The organism is Klebsiella sp. JN_Kp126, from assembly GCF_033843325.1.
Taxonomy (GTDB): Bacteria; Pseudomonadota; Gammaproteobacteria; order Enterobacterales; family Enterobacteriaceae; genus Klebsiella; species Klebsiella michiganensis.
In genome coordinates this window covers 38,420-51,843 of sequence record NZ_JAWXQV010000090.1, presented here as the reverse complement: position 1 = coordinate 51,843, position 13,424 = coordinate 38,420, and the positions used below count along the sequence as shown (strand labels likewise).

Here is a 13,424-nt window from a genome sequence, read left to right as displayed (position 1 = left end):
TAAATGATGAACAAAACGCTAAAAAAACTCTCGCGCCGTGTGGCTTTATCCATCGCCGTCACCGCTTGTTTTTCACCGCTGGCTCAGGCCGCTGAGCTGCTGACCGAGGGCGTCTTTAAAGTCGGGATGGAGGTGACCTATCCGCCTTTTGAATCCTATGACAGCAATAACAATATTGTCGGCATCGACCCGGAGTTCGCGGCGCTGATCGCCGAACAGCTGAAGGCAAAACCGCAGCTTATCGACACGAAATTCACCAGCCTGATCTTAGGTATCGGTAAAAAATACGATGCGGTGATCTCCGGGATGTACGTGACGCCCGAGCGCCAGAAGCAGGCGGACGCCATCCCTTACGCCCTGTCCGGCGCGTCCATTATTGCGCTGAAAAGCAGCGCCATTCAGCCAAAAACGGAAGACGAACTGTGCGGCGTGAAGGTAGGTCTGCAGGCGGGTACCGCCTGGGTTTCCAGCCTGAAAACGCACTCCGACGAGTACTGCCTGAAAAACGGCAAACCGGCCATTAGTATTCAGGAATTCCCGACCGCGCCGGAAGCCTCCCAGGCCCTGCTGTCGAAAAATATCAACGCCCAGTTAGAAATCGCCCCGGCGGCGCAAATTATCGTCGAGAAAAGCCGCGGCCGCCTGGCCATTAGCTCGAACCGCCTGGTCTATCCGCTGCCGCTGGGAATTTACGTCGCCAAAGGCAACACCGAGCTGGCCGAGGCCATTAAATCAACGTTAGCCACCCTTAAAGCCAACGGCAAATATGACGCCATCATCAAGAAATACAACTTAGAAAGCATCAATTAATACAATAATTAAACGGGAGTCGGTATGGAGTTCGATTGGGGATACTTTTTTTCATTATTTAGCGTTGGGGCATTCTGGCAGGCGTGTGTCACCGTGGTTGTCGTCAGTTCATTGTCCTGGTTTATTGGCCTGATATTAGGTTTTCTTTTAGCCTGCGCGAAGCTCTCCGGCCCGCGCTGGCTGAAGGTTCCCGTCGAACTCTATATTTGGTTTTTCCGCAGCGTACCGCTGATGGTCCTGCTGGTCTTTGTCTATAACCTGCCGCAGCTGTTTCCGGCCACCCAACCGCTGCTCGGCGTTCCGTTTATTGCCGGGCTGGTCTCGATGACGGTGACCGAAGCGGCCTACATGGCGGAAATCCATCGCGGCGGCCTGCTTTCGGTCGCCAGGGGGCAAAGCGAAGCCGGGCATGCCTTAAGCTTTAGCTTTATCGGGATTCAGCGCTTAATTATTATCCCGCAGGCGTTTCGTATTTCCCTGCCCACGCTGATTAACGAATACATCACCATCATCAAGCTCAGCTCGATTCTGTCGGTTATTTCGCTGCCGGAGCTGCTGCTGACCGGCCAGCGCCTGTACGCGCAGAATTTTCTCGTCATGGAGACGCTGCTGGCGGTCGCCATTTACTACGTTATGGTCGTCACGGTGTTTAGCTGGCTGTTCCGGGCGCTGGAAAACCTGCTGGATATTCAGCGTAAGCGCCCGCAAACGCTCAACGAGCATGAATGCGAAACCCTGCGCCAGAACCTGAAGCCGCCGGTACAGACGCAAAAAGCGCAGGCCGCCAGCGGCAACCCGCCGGCGCTGGATCTGCACGCCATCGAAAAATCCTGGGGCCAGCACCACGTGCTGAAAGGCATCGACCTGAAAGTGGAAAACGGCGAGGTAATCAGCATCATCGGCCCGTCCGGCTCCGGCAAGACCACCCTGATCCGCACCATTAACGCCCTTGAAAGCATCGACGGCGGCGAGATCATTCTTTACGGCGAGGATTACCTGAAGGGCGCCTCCGTTGTTGATAAACAGCAAATGCGCGCGGGCGTACGCCGCATCGGCATGGTGTTCCAGGGCTTCAACCTGTTTCCCCACCGCACGGTGCTGGATAACGTGATGCTCGCCCCGCTCTATCACAAGCTGCTCGACCGCGCCGCCGCCAGAGAGCAGGCGCTGTGGCTGCTGGATCGCGTCGGTCTGCTGGCGCACGCCGAAAAGTACCCGTACCAGCTCTCCGGCGGCCAGCAGCAGCGCGTGGCCATCGCCCGCGCCCTGGCGCTGAAACCGGACATCATGCTGTTTGATGAACCCACGTCGGCGCTGGACCCTGAACTGGTTGGCGAAGTGCTGAAGGTCATTCAGTCCCTCGCCCGCGAAGGCATGACGATGATTATCGTGACCCACGAGATGGACTTCGCCTTATCAATTTCTGACCGGGTGGTGATGATGGAAAACGGCGTCGTGCAGAGCGATATGCCGCCGCAGCGCATTCGCAGCGATGCCGCCGATCCGTCCCTCACCCGCATTCGTGAATTTATGGGAGTGCAATAAATGGCAACTGAACGGGAACTACGCCAGCAGCTGGCCGCCGCCTATCGTCTGGCGGCGCTCTTCGGCTGGGAAGACACGCTGTATACCCACTTCTCCGTGCGCCTGCCCGGTGACGGCGAGCCGCGGTTTTTGATTAACCCCTTTGGCATGATGTTTGACGAAGTCACCGCCAGCAACTTAATCGTGGTCGATATGCAGGGTAAGGTCGTCGAGGGCAGCGCCCCGGCAAACTCGGCGGGATTTACCATTCATAGCGCGGTCCATATGGCCCGGGAAGACGCCCACTGCGTGATCCACACCCACACGCTGCCGGGGATGGCCGTTGCCGCCTGCGCAGACGGGCTGCTGCAGCTTAACCAAATCAGCACCGAGTTTTATCAACGCGTCGGCTACCATCCTTATGAAGGCGTCGCATTCGATCTCGATGAACGCGTGCGGATCCAGCGCTCGCTCGGCGAGAATATCGCCCTGATCCTGCAAAGCCACGGGCTGCTGTCGGTCGGGCGCACCGTCGCCGATGCGTTTTATATCATGTACTACCTGAACCGCGCCTGCGAGATCCAGATGGCCGCCGCGCAGCTGGCGCCGCTCGGCCCCATCCATACGATACCTGAACCGCTGAGCCGGCACGCCTGTGAGCAGCTGATGGGGGTTGAACATGAACGCCAGCTGGTGTGGCAGGCGTGGCTACGGCGCCTCGACCGTCTTGATACTTCTTATAAGAGCTAATGCCTATGACTCAGTTCACCATCGTCGTGGATTGTAACGATCCTCAGTACACCCGGGAGATTTGCGCCGCGTTCGCGCTATTCCCGGAAGTGAAAGCGGTTCTGCCCGAGGACCCCGCCGCCCGCGAGGCGCAATACGCCTGCTGCTGGTTTCCCGACCCGCAGCTGCTGGCGCGCTCGCCTCAGCTGAAGCTGATCCAGGCCGCGTCTGCCGGCGTAGACCATTTGCCCGCCAGCGTTTTCGCCAGCGACGTTCCGCTCTGCCGGGTGGTGGATGAAGATTTTCGTCACGGTATGTTTGAATACGCGCTGTGGGGCGTGCTGTGGTTTCAGCGTCGCTTTGACCGGGCGCTGGCCCACCAGCGCGAGCGCGTCTGGAAGATGTATCCGCAGCGAGCGGCGGCCGATTATCACGTTGGCGTCATGGGCCTCGGCGAAATTGGCGGCTATATCGCCTCGCAGCTGGCCGCGCTGGGGTATCGGGTTTCCGGCTGGGCGCGTAGCGAAAAATCCCTTGCCGGCGTGCGCTGCTACAACGGAGAGGCGCAGGCTGGCGAATTCCTTGGCCAGTTGGATGCGCTGATCAACGTCCTGCCGTTAACCGGGGAGACGCGAGGTATCCTCGCCCATCCTTTACTGCAGCAGCTGCCCGACGGCGCGTCGCTGATTAACTGCGGCCGCGGCGAGCATATGGTGAATCAGGACGTGCTCGAGGCGTTGGATAGCGGCAAGCTGTCCGGCGCGGTGCTGGACGTCTTCCCCGTCGAGCCCCTGCCCCAGGAAGACCCGCTGTGGCAACACCCGCAGGTGGCGATCACGCCGCATATGGCCTCCATCGCGCAGACGGAGGTGATTGCCCGCCAACTGCTGGACAACATCCGGCGGCAGCAGCAGGCGCTGCCGCTGAAAAACCTGGTGAACAAACGGAGCGGTTATTAACCTTGCGCGTCAACGGCGGGATGTTCGTGGGTTAACCGTTGCTCCGTCTGGTTGATATGATGCTCAATAACCGCCCGGCGCGTATCGTCCGGCGGTAATCGTTTTAGCAGCAACCGCCACGCCGTCAGCGCCTCGCTGAAATGCGCCTGCTCTGATGCACTGAGCGCGTAGAGATTAAGCAGGCGGTCGTTAACGCGCTGGCTCTCCATCAGCTGGCGCACCAGCGCATCGCCCCGCGGGTCAGATACCCGCAGCAGCGCCTCCGCATAGCCAAATGCCGCACGATCGTTATCCGGAGCCAGCGCGTAAGCGCGAGCATAGGCCTGAGTCGCCATAGCGGCGTTGTCCAGGACCCTGCCGAGACGCCCGAGCATAAGCCAGTCCTCAATAGAAGCGTCCGGATTTTGCCACAGCGTCGTGCGTAGCCCGAGGGCCAGACGCCGCAGTTCGTCTTCATCAAGCGGCTGCGCCTTTGGATCCTGCACCCGCGCCAACAGAGCCGGCGTCTGAGCCACCGCCTGCTGCCAGCGTTGCACCTGCTGATAGTGGCCGGTCTGGCTATAGCTGACCGCACCTACCGCCAGCGCAAGCACCGCGCCAGGTATAAAAATCCACGGCCCGGCGGATTTATCCTCCGGCGCCCGGCCGTCAGAAAACGTCTCCTGCCCTGGCCTGACGCGGCGGCGGGAGCGGGCCACTATAGCCCAACCGCCCATGGCGATCGCAGCGGCCGGCACGACCCACAGCAGCATCGTCAGCGGGGTTAATGGCGGATCGTAGGTAACGAAGTTGCCGTAGCGCGCCACCATGTAGTCCACAATATCGCTGTCGCTTTTTCCTTCCTGCATGAGCGTAAAAACTTTCTGCCGCAGGTCGGCCGCGATCGCGGAACTGGAATCCGCAATGCTATTGTTCTGGCATTTCGGGCACCGAAGCTGCTCCGTGAGCAGGCGAAACCGCTGTTCCTGCTCCTCGTCCTTAAACGGCATGACATCAATAGCGGCCAGCGCGTTTGCGCAAAGCAGCAGCATCAGCGCGCTCAGTAATAATCTCATGGCGCAGCCTCCCGGCTAAACTTCTCCCACAGCGGCCTGAATTCGCGCTCCCACACCCGATCGTTAAGATCCCCCGCGTGGCGGTAGCGAATGATCCCCTGTCCATCGATCAAAAACGTCTCCGGCGCGCCGTAGACTCCGAGATCCAGCCCGAGCATCCCGTCGCCGTCAAACAGGCTCAGTGCGTAGGGATTGCCCAGCGTGTTCAGCCAGCCAATTGCTTTCTGCCGATCGTCTTTGTAGTTCAGACCCACCACGCGGATCCCCCGCGCGGAAAGCTGATTCAAATACTGATGCTCTGCGCGACAGGTCGGGCACCAGGTCGCCCAGACGTTAAGCAGCAGCGGTTTGCCCTGGGCCAGCGCATCCGACTGAAAATACTGCCCGGGATCTTCCAGCGCCTCAAGACGGAAAATCGGTACCGGTTTTCCGATCAGCGCCGACTCCAGGCTATTGGGATCGTCCCCTTCCACATTACGCGCCAGCTGCCACAGCAGCAGCATCGCGATAGCCATAAAAATGACCAGCGGCATCAACAACGTACAGCGCTTCATCTGGCCTCCGCGCCAGGATATCCGCGGCGCGGGCGATAGCGCGGATCGCACAGGCACAACAGCCCGCCTAGCGCCATCAGCACTCCCCCGGCCCAAATCCAGCGTACGAACGGTTTATAATAAAGGCGTACGGCCCAGGCGCCGTTGCCCAGCTCTTCGCCCAGCGCGGCATAGAGATCGCGGGTGAATCCGCCGTCAACCGCCGCTTCGGTCATCATGGCGCTGCTGCTGTGGTAAAAGCGCTTTTCCGCATTCAGTATCGCCTGCGGTTCGCCGCGTCGCATGACGCCAATCACCGCGACGGCGGAGCGATAGTTTGGGCCGATCGCCTCTTTGACCTCACGGAAAGAAAAGCGATATTCATGGACATCGACGCTGTCGCCCACCCGCATGCGCACGTCGCGCTCCACGCTGTAATTTTGACTAAAGGCGATACCCACGAGGGTGACCGCCAGCCCGAGGTGGCCTGCGACCATTCCCCAGTAGCTGAGGGTCATCCTGGCGCCGCGTGAAACCCGCAAAGCGATCTCTACTCCCGCCAGCACAAAGACCCAACAGGCCATCGCCAGCCCGACCACCGTCATGGCGACAATCTTATCGCCCAACCACCACGGCAACAGAAGCGACAGCGCCAGCGTGCTTGCGCAGGCGATAACCAGCAGCCTCCTGAGCTTACGCGGGCGATCGCGCCCCCAGCGCACCAGCGGGCCGATGCCCATCAGGAGCGCAAACGGCGCCATCAGCCAGCTAAACATCGTATTAAAGAACGGCGCGCCAATCGAAATACTGCCGAGACCCAGCTGTTTATGCACCAGCGGCAGCAGCGTACCCAGCAGCACCGTGAGCATAGCGGCCATCAGCAGAACGTTGTTGCCGAGCAGCAGCGACTCGCGCGACCAGAGCGCATTATTTACCCGAGAGCGGACTTTATAGCCACGCATGGCGAACAGCAGTAAAGAGCCGCCAATGACCAGCACCATAAAGGCTAGAATAAACGTGCCGCGCGCCGGGTCGGAGGTAAAAGCGTGAACCGAGACCAGCACGCCGGAACGCACCAGAAAGGTCCCCAGCAGACAGAGCGAAAATGCGCAGATAGCGAGCAGAAGCGTCCACGCCTTGAAGCTGGCGCGCTGTTCAGTGACCGCCAGCGAATGCAGCAACGCGGTACCGGCCAGCCATGGCATCAGCGACGCGTTTTCCACCGGATCCCAGAACCACCAGCCTCCCCATCCCAGCTCGTAGTAAGCCCACGCGGAGCCCAGCACAATACCGAGCGTCAGGAAGGCCCACGCCGCCAGCGTCCATGGGCGAGAGAAGCGCGCAAAGGTGCTATCCAGCCGCCCGCTCAACAGCGCGGCTATCGCCAGGGCAAAACTCACCGAGAAGCCCACATAGCCCATATACAGCAGCGGCGGATGGAAAATGAGCCCGGGGTCCTGCAACAGCGGGTTCAGGTCGCGCCCTTCAATGGCAAATTCCGGCAGCGTACGGGCAAACGGGTTGGAGGTGAACAGAATAAACAGCAGAAAGCCAACGCTGATCGTTCCCATCACCGCCAGCGCCCGGGCGACAATATCAAGCGGCATTCGCCTGCTGCGCAGCGCTACCGCCACTGTCCAGCCGCTCATCAGCAGCACCCATAGCAGCAGCGAACCTTCATGTGCGCCCCAGGCTGCGGCCACGCGGTACCGGACCGGCAGCTGAGTATTGGCGTTACTGGCCACGTAGCTCAACGTAAAATCGTTGGTAATGAAGGCGTTAATCAGCACCATAAAGGCGCCCATAATGAGGATGAACAGCAGAACGGCAAATACCCGGGAAGAGGCCATCATTCGCCTGTCCCCCCGCGCCGCGCCCCACAGCGGATAGACGGAAAGCAGTAGCGCGACGCCAAGCGCCAGGCACAGCAGCCCGTTGCCGACTTCAGGCATCATAAGGATGTGTCCCTGTAGGCGCTATCCGGGCGACGATGGTTGCTCTCCATCGCTTTTTCCACGTCTGGCGGAGTGTAGTTCTCATCGTGTTTGGCGAGCACTTCTTTCGCCTGTATCCGGTTGTGCGCATCAAGCTCGCCCTGAACCACCACGCCCTGCCCTTCGCGGAACAGGTCCGGCAGAATGCCTTCGTAGCTGACGTCCACCGAACCTTCGGCGTCATAGATGCTAAAACTCACCTGCAGCGAATTCGCATCCCGCTTCACGCTGCCGGGCGCGACCATCCCACCGACGCGCAGACGCTGACCCCGCTCGGGCCGCTGCTGCGTTTCGCGCTTGCCGTAGAGGATTTCGCCAGGCGTATAGAACAGGTCGATACTGGAACGCAGCGCATAGAGCACCAGCGCGGTGGTCAGCGTTAGCCCGGCGAGCACCGCGAGGGCGACCCACAGGCGGTTTTTGCGGCGAATATTCATATCGCCTCCCGCGCCGCGCGCCTGCGGGCTTCACGGGCGCGCTGCCGGGCGATATCGCGCAGAATGACACGATGCAGGATCGCGCTGTGCGCGACCAGCGCCGCCAGCGGGAGAATGGTCAACGCCACCGCCAGCCAGACGTAAAAGGCATAGCCGCCCATGGCCAGGAAATCACTCCAGCTTGTAAATGCGCTGCTCATCGACGACCTCTTTTTAAAATCAGTTCACTGACCCACGGGCGACGTTTTTCCATGAGCAAAATCAGATTCCGCATGCGCATTAGCGCCAGCGTGATAAACAGCAGCAGGTAGCCGATAATCGCCATCCGCAGCGGCGCGCGCATCGCCGGAGCGATGCTTTGCTGCATATTCGTTGAGCCCTGATGCAGGGTGTTCCACCACTCCACCGAGTAGTGAACGATAGGTAAATTCACCACGCCAATCAGCACCAGAATAGCCGCCGCGCGCCCGGCCAGACGGCGATCGTCAAAAGCGTGCCACAGCGCTATCGCGCCGACGTAGAGAAACAGCAGCACCAGCTCAGAGGTTAATCTGGCATCCCAAACCCACCAGGTTCCCCACATTGGCTTACCCCACGCGGAACCGGTCACCAGCGCCACAAAAGTAAACACCGCCCCCACGGGCGCCATCGCCGCCAGCGCCAGATTGGCCATTTTCATCTGCCAGACCACGCCGATGAACGCCGCGGCCGCCATCAGGGCATAAATGCCCATAGACCACATTGCCGCCGGAACATGCAGATAGATAATGCGATAGCTCTCGCCCTGCTGATAGTCCGCGGGTGCAAAGCCAAATCCCCAGACCCAGCCCGCGATCAGTACCAGCGCGCTGGCGCCGCCCAGCCACGGAGCGACCCTGCCGCAGAGCTGATAAAGCCGCGGCGGATTCGTCAGTTGAATCCCTGTTTTCCTCATATTTCAGTCACCAGAAATAAAGATAAATCCATTGATAAGCCCGGGTCTGGATCCCCGGCGCCGCAAACCTGATAAGCGTCATCCATCAAAAACCGCGCTAGTGCAGACTGACGCGTAGCGCCGCCGCCGTCGCAAAGGGGCTTAACGTTGCGCTGCCCGCCAGCAGCGCGCCCAGTATCGCCATATACCCCGCCACGGGCAGATGCATGGAGGCCGCATCCATCGCGGCGGTAGCAAAAATAAGTAAGGGAATAGTCAGCGGCAGAACCAGAATGCTTAACAGCGCGCCGCCGCGCTTAAGTCCAACGGTGAGCCCCACGCCCGGCGCGCCGAGGAACCCCAGCGTCGGCGTCCCTAATAGCAGGGTCAGCGCCATAATTTTCCAGCCATAGACGTCCATGCCCAGCAGCAGAGCCACCAGCGGCGACAGGATCAGCAGGGGCACACCGGTGACCACCCAGTGAGCCATCACTTTAGCCACGACCACCGCCGGCAGCGGCAAAGGCAGCAGCATCAGCTGTTCAAGGCTGCCGTCTTGTAAGTCGTCGCGAAACAAGCGCTCGAGCGCCAGCAGCGAGGAGAGCAGCGCAGCGACCCAAATAATGCCGGGCGTCAGCCGCGCCAGCAGCTGCGGCTCCGGACCAACGGCGAGCGGAAACAGCGTAATGACAATCAGAAAAAACCACAGCGGATTGGCGATTTCCGCGCGATGGCGAAACGCGACCCGCAGTTCAAGGCAAAAAATCCGCCACATCACGGTTCCGCCCTCTCGCCGCGCAGCGCAATGCGTCGAATCCTGTCGGATGCCGCGCTAATTGATTGATGGGCAGTGAAAATGACGATGCCCCCTTGCTCCGTGTGCTGCGCCATGCGCTGAATCAGGCATTCGACGCCCTCCGTATCGACCGCGGTAAAAGGTTCGTCGAGGATCCACAGGCGGGCGCGGGTCAGCCAGAGGCGCGATAGCGCCACGCGCTGCTGCTGACCGGCGGAGAGCTGGTTAACAGGAATATCGTCGAAGCCGGCAAGCCCGGCCTGCTTAAGGGCCTCCCGGCACTGGGCGATATCATCGTGTTGATGGAGAAAGCGCAGGTTTTCCATGGCGGTCAGCCTGGCTTTGATTCCCGGCTTATGGCCAATCCACAGCAGGTTTTGCTGGTAGCTATCGCGCGCGCGATGCAGAGGGCGGCCCTGCCAGTAGATTTCTCCGGCATCAGCGCGGGCCAGCCCGGTAAGCAGGCGCAGGAGAGTGGTTTTCCCCGCACCGTTGCCTCCGGCTATCTGCACCCAATCGCCCGCCGAAACGCTGAATGAAAAATCTTTCAGCAGCGTCCGACCATCGCGTTCGCAGTGCAGTTTAATGGCCCTGAGCCAGCTCCGGGAACTTTCGCTCATCATCCCGTTATTGCCCCGGCTGATACGGCGTATAAACACCGGTCAGGCTATGCAGAAAAGCGACAATATCATCGATATCTTTTTGCGCTAAATCCGTACCGACCTGATAGCGCAGCATCAGTTTTACTGCGCCATCAAGCGTCGGAACATCACCGCGATGAAAATAGGGCGCGGTGAGCGCCACGTTGCGTAGCCCCGGCACTTTTTGGCGTAATTTATCCCGTACCTCTTTCGTCACATTCATTCGGCCAATATCAGCAGCCGTGATTTCACCAAAATTAAAATCACGCTTCAGCCCCAGCGGTTCAAAAGAGCGGCCGCCGAGAATAATACCGCCGTGACAGGTAGCACATTTATTATCTTTAAATAGCTGATAGCCATGTTTTTGTTGCGCGGTCAGCGCGTCTTCATCACCGCGCAGCCAATTATCAAATGGCGCGTCGGGGGTAATTAATGTTTTTTCAAATTCAGCGATAGCGTCAGTGATGCGCTCACCGCTAAAACCTTGCGGATAAACGGCTAAAAAATCCTTTTTCAATACGGGATCTTTATCCAGTTTATTAATAATGTCTCCCCAGGATTTTGATGCCATCTCAATGGGGTTTAACGGCGGGCCACCGGCCTGTTCTTGCAGCGTTGATGCCCGTCCGTCCCAGAATTGCTCAATATTAAAGACGGCGTTAAATACCGTTGGCGCGTTAATTGGCCCAACAGCGCCCCCCACGCCGATAGACGTTTTTCTGCCATCGACCCCGCCCGCGTTTAACGCATGGCAGTGTGCGCAAGAAATGGTGCTATCCCCGGACATTCGCGCGTCGTGATAAAGACGAAAACCCAGCGCAGCTTTCCGCTCATCAACGGGCAGCTTTTTAGGGATCGGCTGGAGAGGTTCATTGCGATGCTTCGCGGCGGTATCAGCGCTGGCATAGTAGCGCTCGCGCTGGTGCTTAATCCAGTTGAGTATCTCAATACGTTCGCTGTCGCTAACGCCGCCGGCCCAGTGCAGCGCGACGTATCGCGTAGGCGGCATCGTTTGATGCTGCATAACCCACTCAATCTTGTTTAATCCACTTTGTGAAACGGGTTTATCGTCAATCAGTGACGTACGCACGGATTGAAGGTTAAAGGATTTGTATCCCAGCTGTACGTCATAATCCATCAGCTGTTTGGCAACGGGAAAAGCGGCGTAAAAGGGCAACTCCGCCGAGGGCGTGTGGCAATAGTCGCAACCTTTTTCATTAAAAAAAGAGAGGACTTTATTATTCTCGGCAACCGCCGAGAGCCGGACGTCGTTTTTTTTAATACGCTGACTGTCGTAATACCAGATATAGCCTGACAACCCTAAATAACATAACACGCCTGCGGTAATGACCGAGGCTGTAATGGTCGCAATTTTCTTCATAAGATCATTCCTTTGAGGCATTGCAGCTGAGATAATGACGTTTTATATTTATAGTTTCACGTAACATCATAGCGGTGACGGCGCCGTGGATATTGATTAGCGTCAAAGCCGATGACAGGCAGGGCCTATAGATATAATAACCACACCCTATCATCACTATATTATTCTGCGCTGCGCGCGGCGGCTAAAAACCTCACTCCCTTGCTCAATCCTCCATGTATTCACTCTTATTATATAAACGGGTAAAACATTAATAAGAGGATTCACATTAGCGTGTTTCCATTAAGCAGTAAAAAAGAGAGATGAATTTTATCTCACCCTACCAATTCATATTTTAAATTTGCTCTCGCGGCAGAAATAAAAAGCGGAAAAATAATTCCGCCTGCGTTTGAAAAGCTAAGAGGATTAACCCCTTAGCGTTGGGCGTCGGCCTGCCAACAATGCGATCAGCGCAACCGCAACCGGCACCAGCGAACCCCACAGCACGGCATTCCAGCCGAAGAGGTTCATCAACGCGCCCGAGGAAAATGAGCCAATCATCATGACGCCGAAGACAATAAAATCATTCAGCGATTGCACCTGAGTTTTCTCTTCCGGCCGGTGGAAATCCATGATCTGCGCCGACGCGCCGGTAAAGCCGAAGTTCCAGCCGATACCCAGCAGGATCAGCGACAGCCAGTAGTGCATCACGTCGATACCGGCGAGGCCAACCATCACCGACAGCAGCAGCAGAACTAAACCGGCCGCGTTAATACGCCGGGCGCCGAAGCGATTAATCAGCTTGCCGGTAAAAAATCCGGGACCGTACATGGCGATCACGTGCCACTGAATGCCCAGATTCGACGCCTGCTGGGAGATCCCGTGCATATGCATGGAAAGCGGCGCCGCGGTCATCAGGAAGTTCATCACCATATAGGATATAGCGCCGCTAAAAACCGTCCGGGAAAACCCCGGCTGGCGCACGATTTCGCCCAGCGGGCGCCCGCCCGATTTGGCCTGCGCCGCCGGCTCGGGGGTTTTTACCCCCAGCAAGACCAGCGCGGATACCGCCGCCACCAGCCCCTGAGCGATAAAGGTCATCGCAAAGGTGTGCGGCGGCCACAAATTCATGGTCGCGGTCACCAGCATCGGGCCGATGATCCCCGCCGCCACGCCGCCGCCCATGACCAGCGAGAGCGCCCGCGCGCGCCGCTCGCCGCTGACGCCGTCGGTAGCGGCAAAGCGGAAGGACACCGCCACCGCCGCATAGGCGCCGCCGAAAAAGGCCGCGAGACAGAACAGTCCGAACGAAGCGATCGCGACCGCCAGCGCCGCCAGCGCTCCCGTCAACACGCCGGCGCCGGTACCGACCATAAAGACCGTTTTGCGCCCGCGTCTTCTGGCCAGCGCGCCAAACGGCAAAATACAGGCCGCCATCCCCAGCACAAAAATGGTGATGGGCAGCGTGGCCAGCGTCGGCGAGGGCGCGATGGCATTGCCCACAATCGCCCCTGTGGCGTAAAACACCACCGAGTTTGCTCCTGCGAGCGCCTGCGCCGTCGCCAGGCGAACAATATTTTGGTTTTGCTGTCCGACGGGCAGCGTTATCTCAGCGCTCATGACTCTCTTTATCCTGAATTCGTTTGCGTTATGCCAATACCCTGACTGACATA

The 13,424-nt window shown here is 58.8% G+C and carries 14 protein-coding genes; 4 read left to right on the top strand and 10 right to left on the bottom strand.

Annotation, left to right across the window (positions count from 1 at the left end):
- The first annotated feature begins 6 nt into the window (after nt 1-6).
- From SIK97_RS24315 to SIK97_RS24300, 4 genes are read left to right on the top strand one after another with little or no spacing between them, the layout of a single operon-like run.
- Entirely contained in the window at nt 7-810 is an 804-nt protein-coding gene (locus SIK97_RS24315) for an ABC transporter substrate-binding protein (protein WP_009652546.1), read from the top strand.
- Between the two features lie 24 nt (nt 811-834).
- Nucleotides 835-2,355: an amino acid ABC transporter permease/ATP-binding protein gene (locus tag SIK97_RS24310; RefSeq protein WP_004853393.1), complete on the top strand. Its 1,521-nt coding sequence runs from the start codon at nt 835-837 to the stop codon at nt 2,353-2,355.
- On the top strand, nt 2,356-3,084 hold the full coding sequence (locus SIK97_RS24305) for a class II aldolase/adducin family protein (protein ID WP_004853394.1): 729 nt from the start codon (nt 2,356-2,358) through the stop codon (nt 3,082-3,084).
- 5 nt (nt 3,085-3,089) lie between these two features.
- Nucleotides 3,090-4,022 (top strand): 2-hydroxyacid dehydrogenase, encoded by a 933-nt coding sequence (locus tag SIK97_RS24300; RefSeq protein WP_032751932.1) that lies wholly within the window; start codon nt 3,090-3,092, stop codon nt 4,020-4,022.
- Here the strand turns inward: SIK97_RS24300 and SIK97_RS24295 are convergent.
- From SIK97_RS24295 to SIK97_RS24250, 10 genes are all read right to left on the bottom strand, one after another.
- Entirely contained in the window at nt 4,019-5,077 is a 1,059-nt protein-coding gene (locus SIK97_RS24295) for a cytochrome c-type biogenesis protein CcmH (RefSeq protein ID WP_032750930.1), read from the bottom strand. The two genes, SIK97_RS24300 and SIK97_RS24295, sit on opposite strands and share 4 nt — an antisense overlap.
- Nucleotides 5,074-5,631, bottom strand: a complete 558-nt coding sequence (gene dsbE, locus SIK97_RS24290; protein ID WP_014226473.1) for a thiol:disulfide interchange protein DsbE — start codon at nt 5,629-5,631, stop codon at nt 5,074-5,076. Before dsbE ends, SIK97_RS24295 begins: the two co-directional genes overlap by 4 nt.
- Nucleotides 5,628-7,565: a heme lyase CcmF/NrfE family subunit gene (locus SIK97_RS24285; RefSeq protein ID WP_032750931.1), complete on the bottom strand. Its 1,938-nt coding sequence runs from the start codon at nt 7,563-7,565 to the stop codon at nt 5,628-5,630. The genes dsbE and SIK97_RS24285 overlap by 4 nt, the downstream gene beginning before the upstream one ends.
- Nucleotides 7,562-8,041 (bottom strand): cytochrome c maturation protein CcmE, encoded by a 480-nt coding sequence (gene ccmE / locus SIK97_RS24280; RefSeq protein ID WP_014839268.1) that lies wholly within the window; start codon nt 8,039-8,041, stop codon nt 7,562-7,564. Before ccmE ends, SIK97_RS24285 begins: the two co-directional genes overlap by 4 nt.
- Nucleotides 8,038-8,241 carry a heme exporter protein CcmD gene (ccmD, locus tag SIK97_RS24275; protein ID WP_032750932.1) on the bottom strand — a complete coding sequence of 68 codons (204 nt, stop codon included), beginning with the start codon at nt 8,239-8,241 and terminating at the stop codon, nt 8,038-8,040. The genes ccmE and ccmD overlap by 4 nt, the downstream gene beginning before the upstream one ends.
- Complete coding sequence (locus SIK97_RS24270; RefSeq protein ID WP_032750933.1) at nt 8,238-8,975, bottom strand: heme ABC transporter permease; 738 nt, start codon at nt 8,973-8,975, stop codon at nt 8,238-8,240. The genes ccmD and SIK97_RS24270 overlap by 4 nt, the downstream gene beginning before the upstream one ends.
- Before the next feature lie 97 nt (nt 8,976-9,072).
- Nucleotides 9,073-9,729: a heme exporter protein CcmB gene (ccmB, locus tag SIK97_RS24265; RefSeq protein WP_086074038.1), complete on the bottom strand. Its 657-nt coding sequence runs from the start codon at nt 9,727-9,729 to the stop codon at nt 9,073-9,075.
- Nucleotides 9,729-10,370 (bottom strand): cytochrome c biogenesis heme-transporting ATPase CcmA, encoded by a 642-nt coding sequence (gene ccmA / locus SIK97_RS24260; RefSeq protein ID WP_032751934.1) that lies wholly within the window; start codon nt 10,368-10,370, stop codon nt 9,729-9,731. Before ccmA ends, ccmB begins: the two co-directional genes overlap by 1 nt.
- Nucleotides 10,371-10,377: 7 nt before the next feature.
- Nucleotides 10,378-11,772 carry a cytochrome c peroxidase gene (locus SIK97_RS24255; RefSeq protein WP_057173722.1) on the bottom strand — a complete coding sequence of 465 codons (1,395 nt, stop codon included), beginning with the start codon at nt 11,770-11,772 and terminating at the stop codon, nt 10,378-10,380.
- A 405-nt stretch (nt 11,773-12,177) separates the two neighbouring features.
- Nucleotides 12,178-13,371 carry an MFS transporter gene (locus tag SIK97_RS24250; RefSeq protein WP_014839275.1) on the bottom strand — a complete coding sequence of 398 codons (1,194 nt, stop codon included), beginning with the start codon at nt 13,369-13,371 and terminating at the stop codon, nt 12,178-12,180.
- Nucleotides 13,372-13,424: the final 53 nt, after the last annotated feature.